This is a genomic window from Spirillospora sp. NPDC048823, assembly GCF_043198445.1.
In the GTDB taxonomy this organism is placed as follows: Bacteria; Actinomycetota; Actinomycetes; order Streptosporangiales; family Streptosporangiaceae; genus Spirillospora.
Window position 1 is genome coordinate 485,027 of record NZ_JBICUT010000002.1, and the last position, 21,058, is coordinate 506,084.

General features: G+C 72.2%; 20 protein-coding genes and 2 tRNA genes. 11 read left to right on the forward strand and 11 right to left on the reverse strand.

Annotation, left to right across the window (positions count from 1 at the left end; translation table 11 throughout):
• Window positions 1-87: 87 nt before the first annotated feature.
• Both ACGFK0_RS05770 and ACGFK0_RS05775 read left to right on the forward strand, forming a co-directional pair.
• Window positions 88-891, forward strand: coding sequence for an SAM-dependent methyltransferase (locus ACGFK0_RS05770; RefSeq protein WP_392900708.1), 804 nt, complete (start codon window positions 88-90; stop codon window positions 889-891).
• A gap of 70 nt (window positions 892-961) precedes the next feature.
• Window positions 962-1,606, forward strand: a complete 645-nt coding sequence (locus tag ACGFK0_RS05775) for a nitroreductase family protein (RefSeq protein WP_392900711.1) — start codon at window positions 962-964, stop codon at window positions 1,604-1,606.
• A gap of 34 nt (window positions 1,607-1,640) precedes the next feature.
• Here the strand turns inward: ACGFK0_RS05775 and ACGFK0_RS05780 are convergent, their stop codons facing one another.
• Window positions 1,641-1,877 (reverse strand): hypothetical protein, encoded by a 237-nt coding sequence (locus tag ACGFK0_RS05780; protein WP_392900714.1) that lies wholly within the window; start codon window positions 1,875-1,877, stop codon window positions 1,641-1,643.
• A 158-nt stretch (window positions 1,878-2,035) separates the two neighbouring features.
• A complete protein-coding gene (locus ACGFK0_RS05785) occupies window positions 2,036-2,839 on the reverse strand; it encodes an SAM-dependent methyltransferase (protein ID WP_392900717.1) in 804 nt (267 codons plus the stop codon).
• A gap of 177 nt (window positions 2,840-3,016) precedes the next feature.
• Here ACGFK0_RS05785 and ACGFK0_RS05790 point away from each other — a divergent pair, with 177 nt between their 5' ends.
• The 4 genes from ACGFK0_RS05790 to ACGFK0_RS05805 all read left to right on the forward strand — a co-directional run bounded on the left by ACGFK0_RS05790 (window position 3,017) and on the right by ACGFK0_RS05805 (window position 8,569).
• Complete coding sequence (locus tag ACGFK0_RS05790; RefSeq protein ID WP_392900720.1) at window positions 3,017-3,901, forward strand: SDR family oxidoreductase; 885 nt, start codon at window positions 3,017-3,019, stop codon at window positions 3,899-3,901.
• A 332-nt stretch (window positions 3,902-4,233) separates the two neighbouring features.
• The gene (locus tag ACGFK0_RS05795) at window positions 4,234-6,051 is read left to right on the forward strand and encodes a rhamnogalacturonan lyase (protein ID WP_392900723.1); all 1,818 of its coding nucleotides are present in this window, start codon (window positions 4,234-4,236) and stop codon (window positions 6,049-6,051) included.
• A 226-nt stretch (window positions 6,052-6,277) separates the two neighbouring features.
• Window positions 6,278-6,847: a TerD family protein gene (locus tag ACGFK0_RS05800; RefSeq protein ID WP_392900726.1), complete on the forward strand. Its 570-nt coding sequence runs from the start codon at window positions 6,278-6,280 to the stop codon at window positions 6,845-6,847.
• Between the two features lie 6 nt (window positions 6,848-6,853).
• Window positions 6,854-8,569 carry a TerD family protein gene (locus ACGFK0_RS05805; protein WP_392900729.1) on the forward strand — a complete coding sequence of 572 codons (1,716 nt, stop codon included), beginning with the start codon at window positions 6,854-6,856 and terminating at the stop codon, window positions 8,567-8,569.
• A gap of 20 nt (window positions 8,570-8,589) precedes the next feature.
• Here the strand turns inward: ACGFK0_RS05805 and ACGFK0_RS05810 are convergent, their stop codons facing one another.
• The 4 genes from ACGFK0_RS05810 to ACGFK0_RS05825 form a co-directional block, all read right to left on the reverse strand.
• Window positions 8,590-9,450: a glutamate ABC transporter substrate-binding protein gene (locus ACGFK0_RS05810; protein ID WP_392900732.1), complete on the reverse strand. Its 861-nt coding sequence runs from the start codon at window positions 9,448-9,450 to the stop codon at window positions 8,590-8,592.
• A gap of 24 nt (window positions 9,451-9,474) precedes the next feature.
• Window positions 9,475-10,911 carry a hypothetical protein gene (locus ACGFK0_RS05815; protein ID WP_392900735.1) on the reverse strand — a complete coding sequence of 479 codons (1,437 nt, stop codon included), beginning with the start codon at window positions 10,909-10,911 and terminating at the stop codon, window positions 9,475-9,477.
• A 160-nt stretch (window positions 10,912-11,071) separates the two neighbouring features.
• Window positions 11,072-12,052: a PaaX family transcriptional regulator C-terminal domain-containing protein gene (locus ACGFK0_RS05820; RefSeq protein ID WP_392900738.1), complete on the reverse strand. Its 981-nt coding sequence runs from the start codon at window positions 12,050-12,052 to the stop codon at window positions 11,072-11,074.
• Window positions 12,049-13,473 carry a hypothetical protein gene (locus ACGFK0_RS05825; protein ID WP_392900741.1) on the reverse strand — a complete coding sequence of 475 codons (1,425 nt, stop codon included), beginning with the start codon at window positions 13,471-13,473 and terminating at the stop codon, window positions 12,049-12,051. The genes ACGFK0_RS05820 and ACGFK0_RS05825 overlap by 4 nt, the downstream gene beginning before the upstream one ends.
• Window positions 13,474-13,632: 159 nt before the next feature.
• On the opposite strand from ACGFK0_RS05825, the gene ACGFK0_RS05830 reads away from it, so the two are divergent.
• From ACGFK0_RS05830 to ACGFK0_RS05850, 5 genes are read left to right on the forward strand one after another with little or no spacing between them, the layout of a single operon-like run.
• Window positions 13,633-14,619: a phosphate/phosphite/phosphonate ABC transporter substrate-binding protein gene (locus ACGFK0_RS05830; protein ID WP_392900744.1), complete on the forward strand. Its 987-nt coding sequence runs from the start codon at window positions 13,633-13,635 to the stop codon at window positions 14,617-14,619.
• A 10-nt stretch (window positions 14,620-14,629) separates the two neighbouring features.
• On the forward strand, window positions 14,630-15,403 hold the full coding sequence (gene phnC, locus ACGFK0_RS05835; protein WP_392900747.1) for a phosphonate ABC transporter ATP-binding protein: 774 nt from the start codon (window positions 14,630-14,632) through the stop codon (window positions 15,401-15,403).
• Window positions 15,396-17,036, forward strand: a complete 1,641-nt coding sequence (phnE, locus tag ACGFK0_RS05840) for a phosphonate ABC transporter, permease protein PhnE (protein WP_392900750.1) — start codon at window positions 15,396-15,398, stop codon at window positions 17,034-17,036. The genes phnC and phnE overlap by 8 nt, the downstream gene beginning before the upstream one ends.
• A gap of 21 nt (window positions 17,037-17,057) precedes the next feature.
• Entirely contained in the window at window positions 17,058-18,233 is a 1,176-nt protein-coding gene (locus tag ACGFK0_RS05845) for a cytochrome P450 (RefSeq protein ID WP_392900753.1), read from the forward strand.
• 57 nt (window positions 18,234-18,290) lie between these two features.
• Window positions 18,291-18,536 (forward strand): hypothetical protein, encoded by a 246-nt coding sequence (locus ACGFK0_RS05850; RefSeq protein WP_392900756.1) that lies wholly within the window; start codon window positions 18,291-18,293, stop codon window positions 18,534-18,536.
• Window positions 18,537-18,653: 117 nt separating this feature from the next.
• On the opposite strand, the gene ACGFK0_RS05855 is transcribed toward ACGFK0_RS05850, so the two are convergent.
• From ACGFK0_RS05855 to ACGFK0_RS05875, 5 genes are all read right to left on the reverse strand, one after another.
• Window positions 18,654-18,729 (reverse strand) — tRNA-Lys (locus tag ACGFK0_RS05855).
• A gap of 81 nt (window positions 18,730-18,810) precedes the next feature.
• Window positions 18,811-19,380: a response regulator transcription factor gene (locus ACGFK0_RS05860; RefSeq protein ID WP_392900759.1), complete on the reverse strand. Its 570-nt coding sequence runs from the start codon at window positions 19,378-19,380 to the stop codon at window positions 18,811-18,813.
• Between the two features lie 199 nt (window positions 19,381-19,579).
• Window positions 19,580-19,655 (reverse strand) — tRNA-His (locus ACGFK0_RS05865).
• 54 nt (window positions 19,656-19,709) lie between these two features.
• Window positions 19,710-20,306: an oligoribonuclease gene (orn, locus tag ACGFK0_RS05870; protein WP_392900762.1), complete on the reverse strand. Its 597-nt coding sequence runs from the start codon at window positions 20,304-20,306 to the stop codon at window positions 19,710-19,712.
• A 52-nt stretch (window positions 20,307-20,358) separates the two neighbouring features.
• On the reverse strand, window positions 20,359-21,009 hold the full coding sequence (locus ACGFK0_RS05875; RefSeq protein ID WP_392900764.1) for a pyridoxamine 5'-phosphate oxidase family protein: 651 nt from the start codon (window positions 21,007-21,009) through the stop codon (window positions 20,359-20,361).
• Between the last annotated feature and the right edge of the window lie 49 nt (window positions 21,010-21,058).

Below are 21,058 nucleotides of genomic sequence, written 5' to 3' on the forward strand. Positions count from 1 at the left end.
TACAAGATCTGAACGCTTAGGCTCTGTCGCAGGTGGCCGCGATCTCTCGCGGTGGTGGGTCGGCGAGCGCACGAGAGGGCCCGGACTGTGACCAACGACGAGCAGGCCCACGTTGACCTCAACGCGGACGTCGCTCACCCCGCCCGGATGTACGACTACTACCTGGGCGGAAAAGACAACTACGAGGCCGACCGCGTGGCCGCCGAAGCGTCCCTGGAGGCCGCGCCCGAACTGCGCGCCATCGCGCAGGAGAACCGCGCCTTCCTGCGCCGCGCCGTCCGCCACCTGGTGGACTCCGGGGTCAGGCAGTTCCTCGACATCGGCGCCGGGCTCCCCACCCAGCGCAACGTCCACGAGGTCGCCCAGGAGATCGCGCCCGAGACACGCGTCGTCTACGTGGACAACGACCCGATCGTCCTCGTGCACGCGCGGGCGCTGCTGAGATCCCACCGGCTGGGCCGGACGGCCGTCGTCCAGGCCGATGTCCGCGACCCCGGGGCGATCATCGCCGACGACCAGGTCCGCTCGCTGATCGACTTCGACGAGCCGCTCGCGGTCATGCTCGTCTCGGTGCTCCAGTTCGTCCCCGACCGTGAGCCGCATGACATCGTCGCCCCGCTGCGGGACGTGATGCCGGCCGGCGGCTACCTGGCCGTGTCGCACCCCACGCAGGACTTCCGCGCCGGCCAGGCGACCCAGGTCGCCAGCACCTACAACCGCGCCAAGGCCCCCGCCGTGCCGCGCCGCAAAGCCGAGATCGAGCGCGTCTTCGACGGCTTCGACGTGCTGGAGCCCGGCATCGTCCAGACGCCCCTGTGGCGCCCCGACGGCCCGGTCACCCCAGACCTCGATCTCATCTGGATGTATGGCGCCGTGGGCCGGAAACCCTGAGCCGGCCAGGCCCGCCCGCCCGCTAACGCAGATCCGCAGCCCGACCCGACCTGACCCCCGGAGAGGTGACATGGACGTCATCGAGGCCATGAAGACAACGGGAACGTGCCGCTACTTCCGCAGCGACCCGGTACCGGACGAGGTCCTGATGTCGGCGTTCGAGGCCGCGCGGTTCGCCCCGCAGGGCGGCAACCGCCAACCCGTCCGCTGGGTCGTCGTCCGCGACAAGGACCGCAAGCGGCAGCTCGCCGAGTGGTACCTCGCGCCCTGGAAGGCCTACCTCGGCGGCATCGGCACCGGAGACATCGGCGTCGGCGCCCTCCCGAAGGCCGTCACCGACGCCGACCACTTCGCCGAGCACCTGCACGAGGTCCCGGCCATCGTCGTCCTGTGCGCCGAGATCGACGGCCTGCACCCCACCGACCTGGAGCTCGACCGGTTCAGCGTCGTCGGCGGCGGCTCCATCTACCCCACCGCGCAGAACTTCTGCCTCGCGCTGCGCGACCAGGGCGTCGCCAGCGCCCTGACCACCCTCCTCGTCCACGCCGAGCCGCGGGTCAAGGAACTGCTGGGCATCCCGGACGGCGTCCTCACCGCCGCCCACATCGCGGTCGGCTACCCCGAGCACGGATTCCCCACCCGCCTGACCCGCGCCCCCGCCGGCGAGATCGTCTACGACGAGACCTACGGCACCCCCTTCACCGACGCGCGCTGAAGGCTCCGCCTGCTCGGCGTGCCGTTCCCGGGGGTCAGCCGGCGGGGAACCGGCCGGCCGCCCAGGTGGAGAGTTCGGCGCGGGCCGCGGCCAGCTGAGCGGGCGTCACCGGTGAACCGGCCGTGGTGTCGACGATGAGGGCGAAATGCACCTCCGCCCCGGAGCCGCCGGCCGGTGTCAGCTGCAGCCGGTGCGCCGACGACGAGCCGGGCTCGCGCGTGGCCTTGACCGGACCTGCCGGCCCTGCCCGGCCATGAGGACCCGCACGCACTCCTCGCGGTCGTGGTCTCCGCGCTGACCGGATACCACCTGTCCCGCGAGTTCTTCGGCCGTCCCCCCGCCGACATCGACCCCGACCGGTTCACGGCCGCCCTCGCCGCGCTCCTCACCACCCCCCGTTAGGGCCACGCCGGTCAGGGGGCGCGCCGGTCAGGAGAGCTTGGCGAGGCCGCCGTAGGCGGAGACCTGGGCCGGTGTGGGGGCGGGCGGCTCGCCGGGATCGCGGCGCCACTGCGACACCAGGACCACGCCGGGCCGGACGAGTTCGAGCGCCTGGTCGGTGAAGACGAGCCGTTCGAACTCGCGGGCGGTCCGGGGCTGGGTGCGCACGCCGTCGTCACGGTATCCGGCCGACGCCGACCGCAGCGCCGGCTCGTGCTCGGCCGTGACGTGGCTGGCGAGCACATGGCTGCCCGGCGGCAGGGCGTCGACGAAGGTCCGGACGATCTCGGCGGGCCGCTGCTCGTCGGGGATGAAATGCAGAATCGCGCTCAAGATCAGCGCGATGGGCTCGTCGAAATCCAGGATCCTGCGGACGAGGTCGCTGTCGACGATCGACCGGGGCTCGCGGATGTCGGCGTCCAGGTAGCCCACCTGCCCGAGGGGATCGGAGACCAGCAGGGCGCGGGCGTGCACCAGCACGATGGGGTCGTTGTCGACATAGGCGATCCGTGCGCCGGGCGTGACCTCCTGCGCGACCTCGTGCACGTTCGGTGACGTCGGAATGCCGGTGCCGACGTCGAGGAATTGCCGGATCCCGGCCTCGGCGGCGAGGTAGCGGACGCCGCGGAGCAGGAATCTGCGGTTCTCCTGAGCGCCGACCCGAATGGACGGAAATGCCTCCGCGATTCTGGCCGCGGCGGTCCTGTCGGTGGCGAAGTTGTCCTTACCGCCCAGTAGATAGTCATATACCCGCGCGGAGGAGGGATGGGCGGCATCGACGAGCGGACGCACGGCCGTGGACTCCGCCGGGCTCCCGGGGAGCGGCGCTCTCTCTTCTCGCGGGGTCGGCACGTTCCGGTCACTCCCACTCTGTCGGCGGCAGAGGGCGGTAGTTTAACGTGACGGGCATTGCCGGAGAGAAGTCCCGGAAGAACGTCGCCTCCCGTAATCGGCCGATCGGGGACCGTGATGAGAATCGCCATAGCCAGTGCATCCGGGCAGCTCGCACGCCGCACCGCGGAATACGTGCTGGAAAAGGTCTCTCCCGATGACGTCATCCTGGTCAGCAGGAATGTGGAAGCGCTCGCCGAGTTCGCGGATCGCGGGGTGGCCGTACGGCACGGCGACTACGACCGGCCGGAGACGCTGCCCGCGGCGTTCGAGGGCGCCGACCGGCTCTACCTGGTCAGCCTGCACGAACTCGGCCACCGCGTCACCCAGCACCGCAACGCCGTCGACGCGGCCGCGGCCGCCGGGGTGCGGCACCTCGTGTACACCTCCTACATCATGGTCGATCCGGCCTGCCCGTCCACGGTCGTCCCCGACCACCTGCGCACCCACGAGCTGCTGGACGCCTCCGGGCTCGACGTGACGTACCTGCGCAACGGCCTGTTCGCCGAGACCCCGGTCACCCAGATCCTGCCGCCGGCGATCGCCCGCGGCATGCTGGTGGACAACACCGATCACGCCCGGGGGGCCTTCGTGCACCGCGACGACTGCGCCGCCGTCGCCGCCGCGGTGCTGACGTCGTCCGGTCACGAGGGCAGGACCTACGACGTCACGGGTCCCGAGCTGCTCAGCTTCGCCGACATCACCGCGCTCGCCGCCAAGGTGTCCGGCCGCCCGGTCGGCTACCTCAGCGTGGACGACGCGGAGTTCGACGGGCAGCTCCGCGCGGCGGGCGTGCCCGACGAGGTGCGCGGCATGATCGTCTCCTTCGGCGTGTCCCTCCGCGCCGGCTTCGGGGAGCCGCTGACCGACACCGTCCAGCGCCTCACCGGCCGTCCCGCCCGCCCCATCACCGATCTGATGGAACGGCACCGCGCCCTGCTCACCGGCGGGACGAGCGGCTGACCCGCCCCTCCGGTCATGAACGATGTGACAGGGGTATTGACAGCAGCGGGTTGTTAGCGCAAACATTCGCTGCATCGAGTAGGAAGCAAGCCCCCTCAATGAGCACACCGTGAGCACCGAACCTTCCCCATGAAAGCGCTTTCCAGGCGAGGCCGGGAGCGCCGACCCCCACATCGTCAGGCACACCGACGGCCGCTACTACTACACGGCGACCGTGCCGGAGTACGACCGGATCATCCTGCGCCGTTCCACGGCCATCCAGAACCGCCCGCGGCGACGCCACCTTCTACCTCGCATAGACGCCACCTTCTACCTCGAATAGGGGACAGCGCATGGCTCCCGAACTGCGCCGGCCACTCTCGATCATCGTCCTGACGACCCTGCTCGCCTCGCTCACCACCGTGCCCGCGGAGGCGCACCGGGCCGCCGCGGCCCGCCAGGCCGAACGGCTCGACCGCGGCCTGATCAGCGTCCGGTCCGGCGGCGGCAACTACATCGGGTGGCGGCTGCTCGGCACCGACCCGCCCGGCACCGTCTTCGCCCTCTACCGCGGGACGGACCGCATCGCGACCGTCACCGGCTCGACCAACCACTGGGACGAGGGCGCCCAGGCCGGCGCCTCCTACACCGTCCGCCCGATCGTGAACGGCACCGAGGGGCAGTCCTCCGAGCCGTCCCTCCGGTTCGGCGACGGATACCTGGACGTGCCGATCCAGTCACCCGGCTCCGGCTACAGCGCCAACGACGCGAGCGTGGGCGACCTCGACGGCGACGGGCGGCTGGAGATCGTCCTCAAGTGGGACCCGTCCAACTCCAAGGACAACTCACAGAGCGGCTTCACGAGCAACGTCCACATCGACGCCTACCGGCTGAACGGCACGCGGCTGTGGCGCGTCGACCTGGGCCGCAACATCCGCGCGGGGCAGCACTACACCCAGTTCCAGGTGTACGACTACGACGGCGACGGCCGGGCCGAGGTCGCCATGAAGACCGCCGACGCCACCGTCGACGGCACCGGCCGCGTCATCGGCGACGCCGCCGCCGACCACCGCAACTCCGGCGGGTACATCCTCGACGGCCCCGAATACCTCACCATGTTCGACGGCCGTACCGGCGCCGCGCTCCAGACCGTCGACTACGTGCCGCCGCGCGGCGACGTCTCGGACTGGGGCGACTCGTACGGCAACCGCGTGGACCGCTTCCTGGCCGGCACCGCCTACCTGGACGGCGTCCGCCCCAGCCTGATCATGGCCCGCGGCTACTACACCCGCAGCGTGATCGCCGCATGGGACTGGCGGGACGGCCGCTTCACCCGCCGCTGGACGTTCGACACCAAGAGCTCCACCAACACCGGCCGCGGCTACGACGGCCAGGGCTCGCACAGCCTGTCGGTCGGCGACGTCGACCAGGACGGCCGCGACGAGATCGTCTACGGCGCCATGACCGTGGACGACGACGGCCGCGGCCTGTGGACGACCCGCACCGGCCACGGCGACGCCCAGCACCTCGGCGACTTCGACCCCGCCCGGCCGGGGCTGGAGTACTTCAAGGTCAGCGAGTCCTCGAACCGGCCGTCCTCGCTGTACATCGACGCCCGCGACGGGCGGATCCTGTGGTCCACGTCCGCCTGCTGCGACAACGGCCGCGGTGTCGCCGGCGACATCTGGACGGGGCGGATCGCATCCGAGTTCTGGTCGGCGTCGGTCCCCGAACTGCGCAGCGTCACCGGCAACAACGCCGGCCGCAAGCCGTCCTCCGCCAACTTCCTGGTGTGGTGGGACGCCGACCCGGTCCGCGAGCTGCTGGACGGCACCCACATCGACAAGTACGGCCCGTCCGGCGACACCCGGCTGCTGACGGCCTCGGGCGTGCACTCCAACAACGGCACCAAGGCGGTCCCGTCACTGAGCGGAGACCTGCTCGGCGACTGGCGGGAGGAGGTCGTCTGGCCCACCACCGACAACACCCGCCTCCGCATCCACACCGCCCGGCAGGTTACCGGCCGCAAGCTGTACACGCTCCTGCACGACACCCAGTACCGGACCGCGCTGGCCTGGCAGAACACCGCCTACAACCAGCCGCCGCACCCGAGCTTCTTCCTGGGAGACGGCATGCCCACCCCGCCGCAGCCGCGGATCTACGTACGGTGACGAGGGGGACGCGGTAACCGGCCTCCGAAACATCCCGCCGGGGCGGGCCGGGGGCGCCGGGTGCGCCGGGGCGGCGTCGTTCGGTTGCGAATGGGGTGACAACGGGCGGATCGGCTGCAAGGCTTTCCTCGCACCCGGGCCGCCTCTTCTCGGTGACCGGGTGCCTTCAGGCCGGTGCGCTTTTGGGGTGCGGCACGGCACAGGGGAGATCAAGGAGGCGACGGCTGTGACCGTCTCGATGGTGAAGGGCCAGCGGATCTCGCTGGAGAAGCCCGGCGGTGTGCTGAGCATGGTCCGGATGGGGCTCGGCTGGGACGCGGTGAAGAAGAAGGGCTTCTTCGGTTCCCGGGAGCGGGACATCGACCTCGACGCGTCCTGCGTGCTCTTCGCCGACGGCGCCATCGCCGACGTGGTCTACTTCGGCAAGCTGGTCAGCGACGACGGCTCCGTCCGGCACACCGGCGACAACCTGACCGGGGCCGGCGACGGCGACGACGAGTCGGTGATCGTCGATCTGAGCAGGCTTCCGGTGCACGTCACCTCGCTGGTGTTCACGGTCAGCTCCTTCAACGGGCAGACGTTCAACGAGGTGGAGAACGCCTTCTGCCGGCTGGTCAACGAGATGGACGGCGGTGAGATGGCCCGGTACACGCTGACCGGTGGCGGCACCCACACCGCCATGGTGATGGCCCGGATCTACCGGCACGGCGACGCATGGAAGATGAACGCGATCGGTGAGCCGTGCCATGGCCGCACGTTCCAGGACATGCTGCCGACGATCGCCGGGCTCGCCTGACCGCCGATGACCGAACTCTCGCCCGGCGCCAACGCCCCGCTGCCCGCCCGGCGGGTGACCGCCACCGTGTCCTGCGCCGTTCCCGTGGACGTCAGCGCCCTGCTCGTGGGCCCGGACCTGCGGGTGCGCTCCGACGCCGACCTGGTGTTCTTCAACGCCCCGGAGGCGCCCGGCGTGCGCTGGGTCGACGGCGGGGGACGCCAGCGCGTGGAACTCGACCTCGACGCGGTCCCCGCCGGCGCGCAGGCGGTCCTGATCGCGGCCAGCCTGTCGGGGACCGGTTCGTTCGGGTCGATGCCGCCGCCGCAGGTCCGGCTCACCGGGGACGGTGACGGCCTCGCGGCCCTGTTCACCGTCCCGGGGCTGGGACCGGAGAAGGCGATCATCGGGCTGGAGATCTACCGGCGGGACGACCGGTGGAAGGTGCGCGCCGTCGGGCAGGGCTATGCCGGCGGGCTGGCCGAGCTGCTGGAGGCGCACGGCGTCGAGGTGGACGACCCCGGCGAACCGGCCGGCGAGGCCGCGCAGCGGGTCGTGGGCGCGTCACCGCCCGGCCCCGCCGTCGGGGCGCCGCCCCCACCGACAGGGATTCCCGGCCCGCAGGCACCGCCTCCTCCACGGACGCCTCCTCCACGGACGCCGCCGCCTCCGCAGAGCCCTCCGCCTCCGCAGACGCCGTCGCCTCAGCAGGCGCCGTCCGGCACGGAGGTCGGCTACCTGGAACGGTGCTGGCTGGTCTGGGAGGACGCCAGCCGCTCGCTGGCCTCGTTCCGCGCCGCCACCGAGCACGCGCTCACGCTCCGCAACGAGGAGATCGCCGGGCGGGCGCCCGGCGGGCGCTTCGAGCAGCTCATGGCGGCGGCCAACGACCGCCTGCGGGCCGACGCCGGGCAGCTCCGCGACGAGCTGGCCCGGGTGGAGCCGCAGGTCACCGCGGAGGTCGCGCCGTTCGACGCGCCGTCCTGGCTGACCTGGCAGCCGCGCGCCGACCTGGCCGAGGGGGTGCTGGTGGGCCGGCTGTCCACCGCCGAACTACCGGACCTGCGGATACCGCTCGTCCTGCGGGTGCCGTGGCGGCGCGGCGTGTGGATCTCGACCGGCATCATGCCCGGCGACTCGGCCGCGTTCGCCTGGTCGCTGGCGACCCGGTTCCTGGCCGCCGTCCCGCCCGGTGTGGCGGGGCTGGAGGTGATCGACGCGGCGGGACTGTCGGGCGCCGGCTGGCTGCAGGGGTTCGACCCGGTCACCAGCGCCCGGCTGCTGGGAGGCGGGGTGGCCACCGGGCCGGCGGCGGCCGAGCGGCTCCGGTACCTGCTCGACCTGGTGGACCTGCGCAGGATCGGCGGCCAGGACGACGACCTGCCGTCCGGTGCCGGCGGCCCCCCGGTGCGGCTCGTGGTGATCCTCGACGCCGGCGCCGCGGTCGCCGGGGAGCAGGCGGACCGGCTCCTGCGGCTGGTGGAGGACGGGCCGCTGGTCGGGATCCCGGTGGTGCTGGTGGAGACCGACACCCCGGCGGCCGAGTCGGTGCGGGCCATGCGGATCCGGCAGTCCTGCAACAACCTCTCCTCCAGCGAGGGCGCCATCGGCGACGCGTGGGTGGGCGCGGACTGGACGCTCACCCCGGAGGTTCTCCCCGACGCCGCCGGCGGCGCCCGCGCCCCTGCCCTGTTCGCCCACGTTCTCGGCGCCCACGCCCGCACCATCGCCTCGTACGACTAGGCCCCGGCCGTCCCGGTGGCTCAGGCGCAGCCTTCGAACTCCGGGACGGTGGTGGTGACTTCGAGGCCCGACGCGGTGAACCACTGGCCGAGCAGGGTCTCCGCGGTTCCGTTCTGGTACATGCCGGTCAGGATGCGGTTGACGGCCTGGCAGCCGCCGAGGTCTCCCTTGCGCAGGCCGATCCCGTACCGCTCGTCGGAGAACGGCGCGTTGACCAGTGTGGTGCCGGAGCCCGCGGCGAACCCGGCGAGGATCAGGTCGTCGGTGGAGACGGCGTCGAGGCGTCCACCGGCCAGCGCCTTCACGCACTCGCTGTAGGAGCCCGCCGGCACGAGTTCGGCGGCCACCCCGCGCTCCTCGGTGACACGGCGCCAGGAGTTCGATCCCGGCACCTGGCAGAGCCGCTTGCCGCGCAGGTCGCGCACGGTCTTGATGGACGTCTCCCGCGGCCGGACGAGGATGTCCTGATGCGCGACGTAGTACGGCCCGGCGAAGGTGACGCGCTGCTTGCGCTCCGGGGTGATGGAGTACGTCGCCACCACCAGGTCGACCGTGCCGCGGCTCAGCGCGCTCTCCCGTTCGTCCGACGACAGTGGCCGGAAGGTCAGCTTCTCCGGCGAGATCCCGAGCCGGCCCCCGACGTAGGTGGCGACGTCGATGTCGAAGCCCTCCAGCTCGCCGTCCCCTGTCCGCAGGGACAGGCCCGGCTGATCGTCCTTGACCCCGATCACGAGAGCGTCCAGGTCCGTGATCGACGACGGCCCGTCGTCGGCGCCGTAGAGCAGCGGGGCCACCGCCAGGGACGTCACCAGGATCACAACGGACAGGGCGGCCAGGGCGGCCGTGGCGATGAGGGTGCGGTTGCTGCGGGCGGCGTGCACGGTCGGCTCCCCGTTCTCGGTGTCTCAGCGGTATTCCGACAGGCGCGGCCAGACCCCGGCCACGATGAGGCCCGCGATGGCCAGTGCCGCGGCGGGAGGCAGCCACGACCACGGCTCCAGGGCCCGGTCGCCGCGCGCGACGGCGCGGGCCCCGATGAACTCGTGGCGGCTGATCCGGCCGTCGAACTCCCGGTCGTAGTGCCTGAAGGACAGGCTGGGCAGGTGCGGCCAGCGCGGGTCCAGGTGGGCGCGGACGGCGCGGCTCCGGTCACCGTCCGCGGCCAGCGCCCGGACGGCGAACTGGTGGCCCTGGTAGCCGCGGTACCGGTGCAGCAGGGGGCCGGCGGCGTCCGCTCGCCCCTGCGTGGCGGCCTGGTGCACCCACCAGCCATAGAACCCGCCGATGTCCGCAGCGCGCGCGTCCTGACCCGGGCCCACCCGCTCCGTCAGTTCCTCCATGTAGGCGTCCAGATTGGTCACTCCCGGTATGTAGAGGAGCGTCTGCGACTTCTCCAGGTACATCTGGTCGTAGCGGTCGGCGTCCGCCGGGTCGAGGATCAGGCGGGTCCGGTCGGTGTTCAGGCCGTGGCTGATCGCCCTTGCGCGGGTGAGCCGGAGGACGGGGTCGAACCCCGCGGTCTTGGCGGCCCGCAGGTGGTCCGCCTCGGTGGCCAGCAGCGACGCCCCGGCCGCCGTCAGCGCCACCGTGCCCGCGAGCGCGGCGGCCAGCGGCACGCTGAGCAGGCGCCGGAACCGCCGCGCCAGGTAGACCTGCAGGCTCGCCAGCCCGGCCACCAGCGCCAGCCCGGCCCCCAGCACCCGGAGCCGTCCCGCCTGCACGGCCGAGCGCTCCTCGCGGTAGGCGGTGTCGACATCGGCCGCGCCGTCCAGCGTCACGTTGTACGCCTTCGGCAGCAGGTCCCGCGCCATCAGGGCGGTCGCGGCGCGGTACTGCCGGACCGCCTCCGGCGTCGGCTCCGCCGCGGGACCGGCCTGCGGCCGCCCGGCCTCCATGGCCGCCTGCACGCGCTGGTCGTAGGCGTGCAGGCCGGCCAGGACCGCCCGGACGCTCCGCAGCCGCACCGGGTCGCCCTGCGCCAGCCGCGCGGCCTGCAACGCGGCCTGCTGCGCGTCCTCCCGGCGGATGTCGTAGGTGTACCGGGAGCCGCTGCGCTCGCAGTCCGAGGCCTCCGCGTCGGGGTCGCACAGCCAGCCCTCCTCGGCCCCGGTCAGCAGCACGTTGGTGACCTGCGCGTCCATGTCGCTGAGCGCGAGGTACATGTCGGCGGTGGCCACCACCATGGGACCCTCGCGGTGCCCCAGCGCCCGCATGCCCTCGCGTGCGTCACCGGCGGCCGTCTGCGTGACGGTGAACAGCACGGCGAGCGCCAGCAGCGCCAGGGCGGTCAGGGCGCGGACACGGCCCGCGACGGTACGGAGACCCAAGAGCTTGGAGGGCACGCTCGGTCCTTCTCCTTCGGGGGGCGCCTCGGACGTCCCAGTCTCGGGCCCCCGCAGCGGTCCCGGCAAGATCGCGGCGCGATCGGCCGACGGCGTCGAGCTTGCGCTCCGGCACCGACCGTTCGCGTTCGTCGCCGCACAGCCGCACCGGCGGCACGTTTCAGGTGAGCATCGTCAGGCGGTCGCGCTCGGTGCTCTCGTCGAAATCGGTGCGCCGCCGCACGTGACTGGCGCGCAGGGTGGACGCCTGGGCGAACGTGTGGTGGGACGCCAGCTCGGCGAGGCCGGGATCGTACTCGGCCAGGATCTCCCGGAACCGCTGCTCGGCGGGCGTGCCCAGCGAGTCGTAGATGTGCACGCACAGCCGCCGCGCCTCGTCGCGGGGCCAGTCCGGCGGCAGCAGCTCGGCGGGCAGGTCGGGATCGAGGTTGGGGAACGCGCGCCAGTCCGTCATGACCGCGGTGCGCACCCGCAGCGCCTCGGCGGGGGAGATGCCGGGACCGGTGACGCGTTCGCCCTGCTCACGGTAGGCGGCGATGAACCGGTCGTACCGTTCGCGAAGGGAGGTGATGTCGAACGCGCGGTTCAGGACGCCGTCCAGGCCGTCCTCGGCGATCTCGCGGGCGCGGACGACGGTGACCCCGGAGACCTCCAGCCTGCGGACGAGCGCGGCCACGTCGGCGGTCCGGTCGTGGGGGCTGACCCAGACGGCGTCGAAGAGCATGCCGAAGTGCAGCAGCCGCAGGTTGTCGCGCAGGGTCCGCCGGGTGTCGCGCCGGTCCTCGGGCACCGAGAACATCACCACGGTCCACTCGCCGTCCCAGGACGGGACGGACGCGCCGAACGTCAGCAGCCGCAGCATGTGCGCCACGATGACGTCGTGGGCGCGGGGCGGCAGCCCGTACGCCGTCGTACGGCCGGAACGGCAGCTGGTGAGCAGCCCCCGCGAGGCGACCCGGCGGAGCGCGGCGCGGGCGCCGGTCTCGCTTATGCCGAACTCCTCCAGCAGCCGGACCAGCGCGGCGGACGAAATGTGCTCCTCGCGCCAGAACCAGTAGTCGCCCAGCAGCGTCGTCAGCAGGCGCTGCGGCTCGGCTCCCTGCCTGCCGCGGGGCAGGGAGCCGGTCACGGGCGAGGTCATCCGGCGCCTCCGGGGACGTGCGGCCGCAGGAACCGATCGGGGGTGAAGCGGACGAACTGCGCGGTGCCCAGCCCGGAGTCCCCGGCGGTGAGGCGTCCGGCGAGCCGCCGCAGTTCCGGCGCGGTGGCGGTGTCGCCCCAGCGGCCGGTCTTGACGCGGCGTTCCAGGGTCAGGACGGTGGCGACCAGTTCGGCGCCGGTGTAGCGGCAGTGCCCGGGGCGGTCGACGAACGCCTGCCGCAGCATCCGCGCGTCCCCCGCCCGGCGGACGACGTCGGAGTACGCGCGGGCCTGCGTGACGGTGGGGAAGTTGTCGCCGCGCTCGTGCAGCGTGAGAACGGGGACGTTCAGTTCGCCGCCGGGGGTGAAGTTGCGCTCCATGTAGGCGACCGCGTCCCGGTCGGCGGAGATGCGCGGTGCCCCGGCGAGACGCGCGAGGTCGGCGTCGAGGTCGAGCCCGGCCGCCTTGTAGAGGGCGCTTACCTGCGGTACGCGTTCGGAGCGCCGGAGCAGGCGGCGGTAGTCCACGCCGGTGTTCCAGGACATGTTGCCGCCCGCCCGCTGCTCCAGGGGGAACCGCGGCGAGAAGACGGTGGGCATGAACGCCGCGTACTGCTGCTCCTGCTGCCCTTCCCAGTCGTCGTCGGCGGGCTCGGGCGTGCCGGGCACCGACCAGGTCGAGACCTGCGCGAACGCGGCGGCCAGTGCGATCCGCGCCCGGCCCCGGGGGGTCTGCTGGGCCGTGTCCAGGACGGTCCTGGCGGCGGCGTTGGCGTGCGCCTCCGCCTCGGGCGAGCCGCGCCGCACCAGCGTGATGCCGTGGTCGCCGGGCGCCAGCAGGGTGGTGAACGCGAACGCGGCGTCGAGCGACTGGTTGAGCATGGCCACGGGACCGGCGACCGAGGCGCAGTAGGGGAGCGCGCCGTCCACGAGGTCGGCCCGGCGCTCGGCCAGGCCCGCCGCGATGTTGCCGCCCATCGAGGGGCCCCACGCCAGCGTGGCCTTGGGCTTTCCGGCCTGGCGGGCGAGGACGGCGAGGGTCGCGGCGGAGTCCCGCAGCGTCTCCTCGACGGCCCAGCCGTCCCCGTACGGCCGGGTCCCGGCCAGGGCGTAGCCGCGCTCCAGCAGCCAGCGCTGGGCGTCGGCGTCGCCGGCGAGCCCGGCGGGCCGCTGATCGTCGCCGGCGCCCTGGCCGTAGCCCGGGCTGAAGGACAGCACCGTGCCGTTCCAGGCCGCGGGGACCTCGATGGCGTAGGTCGCTCCGGTGGGGTGGACGCCGCGGAGGCTGAGCGGCTCGTGCCGGGTCGTGGTGTGACCCGCGGCCGGTGCCGCGTTCGCGGGTGAGGCCGTGGTGAGGGCGAGCGCCGTGGCGGCCGCGGCGGCCGTGGCCACTCGCCGGAGGGGGACGTGGGGGAGGTGCATGATCCGACTCCCGGAAGAAAGGAGACAGTAGATGGACGGTCGTCCTGGTAGAGCCGTTGATAATGCTAGGCACGAATCCTACGGTCGTCACAGAAGTGTTGACAATATCTATTCACCTGCTTACTTTGAGCCGACCACCCTGCGTCAAGGGAGTCGCCGATGTTCCGGAAGACAGCCACCAGCGTGCTCGCGGTCGCCACCGCGGCCGCCCTCGTATCCGCCTGCGGTTCCGGTCCCGGAGCGCGTGGTGCGGCCGACGGGGACCGCCCCGACCAGCTCGTCTTCGCCGCCGTCCCGTCCGAGCAGACCGACAACCTCCAGGCTGCGTTCGCCCCGATCGTCGCCGCGCTGGAGAAGGACGTGGGCATCCCGGTCAAGTTCCAGGCCGTCGCCAGCAACGCCGCCGTCGTCGAGGCGCAGGTCGCCAAGCGCGTGGACGTCGCCGTCTACGGGGCGTTCAGCTACTACCTGGCGCGCAGCCGCGCCAAGGTCGAGCCGGTCGCCGTCCCGCTGCAGGCGCCCGGGGGCGACCCCGGCGCCTACGGCTACGGGGTCACGCGCGGCGACGACACCTCCGTCACATCGCTCGCCGACGTCAAGGGGAAGGACATCTGCTTCACCGACCCCGGCTCCACCACCGGCTACCTCCAGCCGCTCGCCTCCCTCAAGGAGGCCGGGGTGGACGCCGCCAAGGACGCCGAGATCGTGTTCACCAAGGGCCACGACACCGCGGTGGCCTCGCTGCTGGCGGGGGACTGCGACATCGCGTTCGTCGGCGACGTCTTCATCGACCAGCTGCTGCCCGCCCGCGGCCAGCTCAAGCCCGGCCAGGTCCGCAAGGTGTGGACCTCGCCGCTCATCCCCGGCCCGCCCATCGTGGTCGGGGCCTGGCTGCCCAAGGACGTCAAAGACAAGATCACCCGGTCGGTGACCCGGCTGACCGCCACCGCGGCGGCATCGGCCGGACTGTGCAAGGGCAAGGAGATCAAGGGCCCGCCGACGTGGAAGGAGCACGCCGAGGCGACGGCCTGCCCGCTGGGGTCGTCGAACGCCTGGACGTTCACCGCCGCCGACGACAAGACCTACCAGCCGATCGCACGAATCTGCGACATCACCAAGGCCGAGGTGTGCACGTCCGGTGACTGAGGAGCCCGCCATGAGGGACACCCGCGAGGGCGCCGTGCTGGACCTCGCCGGAACGACCAAGGGGTTCGCCGGCAAGACCGTGCTCGACGGGATCGACCTGACCGTTCCGCAGGGTGAGTTCGTCGCGCTGGTCGGCCCGTCCGGCGCGGGGAAGTCCACCCTGCTGCGGCTGGTGAACGGGATGCACCGGCCGGACCGGGGCACCGTCCGCACGCTCGGCGCCGACCCCGCCGCCTGCTCCCGCCGCGAGCTGCGCGACCTGCGCGCCGGGGTGGGGTTCGTGTTCCAGCAGTTCGGCCTGGTCGGCCGGTTGTCGGCGCTGGAGAACGTGCTGATGGGCGCGCTCGCCACGCTGCGCTGGCCGCGGTACGGCGTGATGGCCTACCCGCGCGCCCTGCGTGAGCGGGCCGTCGAGCAGCTCGACCGCGTCGGCCTGGCCGACCAGCGGTTCCAGCGCTGCGACACGCTTTCGGGCGGCCAGCAGCAGCGGGTCGCCGTCGCCCGCACCCTGGTGCAGCGGCCGCGGCTCGTCCTGGCCGACGAGCCGGTCGCCTCGCTCGACCCGGCCGCCAGCGTCCTGGTGCTCGACACCCTCAAACGGATCAGCGCCGAGGACGGCATCTCGGTCCTGTGCAGCCTGCACCAGATCGACCTGGCGCTGTCCACCGCCGACCGGGTGGTGGCGCTGCGCTCGGGCCGGATCGTGCTGGACGAGCCCGCCGCCACGTTGAAGGAGGACCGGCTGCGCGCCGTCTACCAGACCGCGGGCGCGCACCGTGACTAGCACCGAACCGGCCGTGCGCACCGAGCCCGAGCCCGACCCCGGGCCGCTGCGCCCGCCGCTGGAGGCCCGGACCGCCGTCGCGGCCGTACTCCTCCTCGGCGCCGTGGGGGTCACCTGGGCGACGTTCTGGTGGATCGGCCTGTCGCCGCTCTCGCTGGCCGCCGGGCTCGGCGACACGCTGCGGCTCCTGGAACGGATGCTCCCGCCGGACTTCCCCGCGGCCGGTGACACCGCCTCCCTCGTCCTGGAGACACTGCTGATCGCCGTGGCGGGCACCGGCCTGTCGGTGCTGGCCTCGGTGCCGCTGGCCTTCATCGCCGCCCGCACCCGCCCCGTCCGCCGCTGGACGGGCCCGGTGGCCCGCCTGGTCATCGTGCTGACCCGGGCGGTGCCGACGCTGGTCTTCGCGATCCTGTTCGTGCGGGCGTTCGGCCTCGGGCCGCTCGCGGGCGCGCTCGCCGTCGCCGTCCACTCGGTCGGCATGATCGCCAAGCTGCTGGCCGACGCGATCGAGGAGGCCGACCCGGTTCCGGCCGAGGCCGCCCGCGCCTGCGGCGCCCGCGAGACACAGATCGCGGTGTCCAACGTCCTGCCGCGGGTGCTGCCCGCGCTCGTCGCGATCGTCCTGTACCGGCTCGACATCAACATCCGGGCATCGGCGGTGCTCGGCGTCGTCGGCGCCGGCGGCATCGGGGTGGCGCTCCAGACCGCCCTCGGCAGCCTGGACTACACGCGCGCGGCCGGCATCATCTGCGTGATCATCGTCCTGATCCTCCTGCTGGAACTGCTGTCGGTGGCGATCCGCCGCCGCTCCGGGAACGACCGGACGGCCGCGGCCGCCGCGCTGCCCGCCGGGAAGCGCGCGTCCGACGTCGGCTGGGACCGCGAACGCGTGCTGCGGTTCGGCGGCACGGCCGCGGTCGCCGCCGTGTTCCTGGCGTCGCTGTGGTCGCTGGACCTCAGCCTCGGCAGGCTCGCCGACGCCTGGCCGAACGTGCGAGGCATCCTCACCGGAATGTGGCCGCCCGCCTTCTCGACCGAGATCCTCATGGGCGTACTGGAGAGCCTGCTCATGGCCCTGGGCGCCGCGTCGGCCGGCACCTTCGGCGGGCTCGTGCTGGCCCTGCTCACCGCCACGAACGTCGCACCCTGGCGGCCGCTGTCGGCGGCCGTCCGCGTGCTGGTCGTGGTGATCCGCGGCATCCCCGACCTGGTCTACGCGCTGCTGTTCGTCGCGGCCCTGGGGCTCGGCCCGTTCGCGGGGTTCCTGGCCCTGTGGATCTCCTGCACCGCGCTGGCCGCCAAGTTCTTCACCGACTCCCTCGAAGTGCTCGACCCGGTCCCGCACGAGGCGCTGACCTCCGTCGGCGCCACCCGGCCGCAGTCCTTCGCGGGCGGAATCTGGCCGCAGTTCGTGCCGTCCTTCACCGGCAACGGCCTGTTCGTCGCCGACCTGGCGCTGCGCGAGTCGATCGTGCTGGGAATCGTCGGCGCGGGCGGCATCGGCTACCTGATGCAGGAGTCCATCGCCACCCTCCGCTACGACGTCACCAGCGCCATCGTCATCGCGATCGCCGTCGTCGTCTACGGCATCGAGGCGCTCGCCCGCCTCGCTCGCCGCCATCTGCTCTGACCACCGATGATCGGGGAGACCATGACCACCGAACGCCCATCCGACTGGGACCCGCTCCAGCCGGAGACCTTCGACAGCTCCCACGCCGTCTACGCCGACCTGCGGCGGCGCTGCCCGGTGCCCTGGAGCGACGCCTTCGGCGGCTTCTGGGCCGCGACCCGCTACGACGACGTCGTACGGATCGCCCGCGACAGCGAAACGTTCAGCACCGCCGTGCAGAACGTCGTCCCGCACGTACCGCGCACCCGCCGCCGGCCGCCGCTGCACTTCGACCCGCCCGAGCACGGGATCTACCGCGCCCCGCTGGACCGGGTGATGAGCCGCGCGGCGGTACGCCGCCTGGAGCCGGCGTTCGCCGAGGCCGCGGAGGAACTGCTCCGGCCGCTGCTGGCACGCGGCGGCGGCGACTTCTCCAAGGAGTTCGCCCTGCCGTTCGCCGCGCAGTGCTTCGCCCTGTTCCTCGACCTGCCGCTGGCCCAGATGCTGGACATCCGCCGCATCGGCGTGGAGTACAGCTTCGCCATCCAGGACATGGACAAGCCGCGGATCATGGCCGCCAGCGACGAGCTGTACGGCATCGCCCGCGCCCTCGTCGACGAGCGCCGCCGCCACCCGCGCGACCCGGACACCGATATGGTCACCAGCCTCCTGGAGGCGGACCCCGCCATCCCCGATGACCTGGTGGTCGGGACCGTGCGGCAGACCATCGTCGCGGGCATCGGCGCCCCCCAGGCCGTCCTCGGCAGTGCCGCCGTCCACCTGGCACGCGACCCCGACCTTCAGGAACGACTGCGAGACCGGCCCGACCTGCTGGCGAACGCCATCGAGGAACTGCTGCGGCTCTACGCCCCGTACCGGGTGTTCGCCCGTACCGCCACCCGCGATGTGGAGATCGGCGACCGTACCATCCGTGCCGGGGAACCGGTCACGATGCTGTACCCCTCGGCCAACCGCGACGAAGAGGTCTTCACCGACCCCGACCAGCTCGTCCTGGACCGGCACCCGAACCGCCACCTCGCGTTCGGCCGCGGCGCCCACCGCTGCCCCGGCACCGCCCTGGCGCGCATGGAGATGGCCGCCGCCCTGCGGACACTGCTCGACGGCGCCGCCGAGATCACCCTGGACGGGCCCGTGAAGATGTTCAACTGGCTGGAGTTCGGCCCCGAGTCGGCCCCCCTCCGCCTCACCAGGCGATGACGGGGTACCGCCCTTGATACGCATGTCCGGCCAACGCACGGGGCACGCCGGCCGGACATGAATCTCGTTGGGCGCCGCTCGGACCTAGTGGTTCTCATCACGATCGGCATCCCGATCCTGAGCGCCGTCGCCGCCACCCAGACGTCCGACCTGAACGGTATCCACCTGGCCCTTACCGTGAACGTGGCCTTCACCCTCGCCAGCGTCGCGCTCGTGTGGATCGGCCTCCTGCCCCGAGCCGAGCAGAACACGGAGACCCCGGCGGAATCGGCATCGGTCGCCAACAAGGTGCAGGCCCGCTGACCACGGGCGATGCGCAACGAGACACCTCTGGGGGTCTCCGAAGGACTGACCCCAACGGCGACTGCAACGAACACGAACAGGGCGTACGCCGATGATCGGTGTACGCCCTGGTGGTTGTGGTGCGCCGTCAGGGACTTGAACCCCGAACCCGCAGATTAAGAGTCTGCTGCTCTGCCAATTGAGCTAACGGCGCATGTCGGGGGACCGGCCCTGGCCGGGGGTCCCTGGCGACAGGAAGAACAGTATCAGGAGCGGTGGACCAGTGCGAACCGGTTTAGTCCCGGACGGGGAGGACGCTCATCATGCCGCGCCAGAGGGCGATGGCGGTGGCCCGGGAGCTGACGCCGAGCTTGGCGTAGATGCGGTTGACGTGGTTCTTGACGGTCTTCTCGCTGAGGAAGAGCTGGCGGGCGATCTCGCCGTTGGACCGGCCGGTGGCGATGAGGTCCATGACCTCCGACTCGCGGGCGGACAGGCCGAGGGAGGTGCGGGAGGCGTGGCGGACACCGCGGATGAGGTCCGGGACGGTGAAGGAGCCGGGGACCAGGTGGCCGCTGGCGCCGGCATGGAGGGCGTCCTCCACGGCCGGGTGACCGGCGGCGGCGAGGACGAAGACGCGGGCGGAGTGGCTGAAGGGGGCGGCGTGCTCGGCGGAGGCCGCGTCCAGCAGGACGATGTCGGGACGCAGGCGCTCGGCCAGGGAGAGCGCCGCGGCGGGATCGGGGCTCTCGGCGACGACCTGGAGTTCGTCGCTGGCGTCGAGCAGGGAGGTCACGGCCGCTCGGACCTGCGGGTCACCGTCCACCACGAGTACGCGCAGGGGGGCCGTCTCGTCGACACTCATCCGTCGCCCTTGGGGGGTTGTTGACATTTATAGGGTCGGAGCATAACGGCCCGGTCTTCGGGAGTCGATGGACCGCGCCGGTCAGGCTCGGGGTGCCCGTGCCGCCGCATGACCCGCGTCCTGCTCCCGGCAACACCGGACGAGCTGACGACCAACGACTAAAGGGCCTGGTCGCCGCATGGCGACCAAGCCCTTTGCGTGGGGTGAGTGAGGGGACTTGAACCCCCGACATCTTGGACCACAACCAAGTGCTCTGCCAACTGAGCTACACCCACCGTGGCCGAGATCGCTCCCGGCTCCCAGTAGTGTAGCGGCTCCGCGGGCGTGGGTCAGCCGGAGGCGACCTTGGCGGCGACGGCGCGGGCGGTCTCGGAGTCGGGGCCGGGCTGGGGGACGAAGACGGCGGCACGGTAGTAGCGCAGTTCCTGGATGCTCTCGGTGATGTCGGCGAGGGCCCGGTGGCCGCCCTTCTTCTCGGGGCTGGCGAAGTAGACGCGCGGGTACCAGCGGCGGGCCAGCTCCTTGATGGACGAGACGTCCACCATGCGGTAGTGGAGGTGGCCGTCGAGGGTCGGCATGTCGCGGGCGAGGAACGAGCGGTCGGTGGCGATGGAGTTGCCGCACAGGGGGGCCTTCTTGGCCTCCTTGACGTGGCGCTTGATGTAGGTGAGGACGACGTCCTCGGCCTCGGCGAGGGTGACGCCACCGGGAAGCGCCTCAAGGAGGCCGGACGTGGTGTGCATGTCCCGGACGACCTGGGTCATCTGCGTGACCGACTCCTGGGGAGGCTTGATGATCACGTCGACGCCGTCGTCGAGGATGTTCAGCTCGCTGTCGGTGACCAGCGCGGCTATCTCGATCAGCGCGTCGTTGCGCAGGTCGAGTCCAGTCATCTCGCAGTCAATCCAGACCAGCCGCTCGTTCATGGATTCACCCTACGGCCATGGGCGACTGCGCGGGGCACTGAGCCGGATCGGATTAGGAGGTCACGCGGTGGGCGATATGGGCGGGTACGGGGATGCCGGGGCGCAGGGCGGGGTCGGGGGAGGGGACTCCGAACGTCTGGTGGACGGGGAGGACGCCCGCCCAGACGTCGAGTGCGTAATCCTCGTCGTCGTCGCTTGGGGGAGCCTGCCGGATCTTGACGGACGCCTCGTCCAGGGGGAGTGCCAGTACGGAGACGGCGGCGAGTTCCTTGCGGGTGGGCCGGCGTGCCACGTCCCATTGGCCGGGGGCCAGTTGCTCGGTGATGACCCGGAGGCCGGCCAGTTGTTCGTCGGCGTCGGTGACGAGGCGGGGCGTCCCGTAGATGACGGCGCTGCGGTAGTTGATGGAGTGGTGGAACAGGGACCGGGCGAGGACGATTCCGTCCAGGTGGGTGACGGTGACGCAGATGTCCTGGGACGGTCCCGCCATGAGGCTGCTCGCCCCCGTGGAGCCGTGCAGGTAGAGGGTGTCGTCCAGGCGCCCGTAGGCGGTGGGCAGGACGCGCGGTGAGCCGTTCATGGTGACGCCGAAGTGGCAGATCATGCCGTCGTCGAGGATTTCGTAGAGGACGGAGCGGTCGGCGCTGGACCGTTCGGAGTATCTGCCGAGCCGGGTGCGGGCGGTCGATGAGAGTGCGGTCATGGACGTTTACGCTATGGAGCGAGTGGCCTGGCCGGTAGGGCCAATCGAT

Excerpts from the sequence above, each read along its gene's own strand:
- ACGFK0_RS05775 (WP_392900711.1), top strand. The coding sequence starts at position 962 with ATGGACGTCATCGAGGCCATGAAGACAACGGGAACGTGCCGCTACTTC.
- ACGFK0_RS05790 (WP_392900720.1), top strand. The coding sequence starts at position 3,017 with ATGAGAATCGCCATAGCCAGTGCATCCGGGCAGCTCGCACGCCGCACC.
- ACGFK0_RS05795 (WP_392900723.1), top strand. The coding sequence starts at position 4,234 with ATGGCTCCCGAACTGCGCCGGCCACTCTCGATCATCGTCCTGACGACC.
- ACGFK0_RS05805 (WP_392900729.1), top strand. The coding sequence starts at position 6,854 with ATGACCGAACTCTCGCCCGGCGCCAACGCCCCGCTGCCCGCCCGGCGG.
- ACGFK0_RS05820 (WP_392900738.1), bottom strand. The coding sequence starts at position 12,052 with ATGACCTCGCCCGTGACCGGCTCCCTGCCCCGCGGCAGGCAGGGAGCC.
- ACGFK0_RS05825 (WP_392900741.1), bottom strand. The coding sequence starts at position 13,473 with ATGCACCTCCCCCACGTCCCCCTCCGGCGAGTGGCCACGGCCGCCGCG.
- ACGFK0_RS05830 (WP_392900744.1), top strand. The coding sequence starts at position 13,633 with ATGTTCCGGAAGACAGCCACCAGCGTGCTCGCGGTCGCCACCGCGGCC.
- phnC (WP_392900747.1), top strand. The coding sequence starts at position 14,630 with ATGAGGGACACCCGCGAGGGCGCCGTGCTGGACCTCGCCGGAACGACC.
- ACGFK0_RS05845 (WP_392900753.1), top strand. The coding sequence starts at position 17,058 with ATGACCACCGAACGCCCATCCGACTGGGACCCGCTCCAGCCGGAGACC.
- ACGFK0_RS05850 (WP_392900756.1), top strand. The coding sequence starts at position 18,291 with ATGAATCTCGTTGGGCGCCGCTCGGACCTAGTGGTTCTCATCACGATC.
- ACGFK0_RS05860 (WP_392900759.1), bottom strand. The coding sequence starts at position 19,380 with ATGAGTGTCGACGAGACGGCCCCCCTGCGCGTACTCGTGGTGGACGGT.
- orn (WP_392900762.1), bottom strand. The coding sequence starts at position 20,306 with ATGAACGAGCGGCTGGTCTGGATTGACTGCGAGATGACTGGACTCGAC.
- ACGFK0_RS05875 (WP_392900764.1), bottom strand. The coding sequence starts at position 21,009 with ATGACCGCACTCTCATCGACCGCCCGCACCCGGCTCGGCAGATACTCC.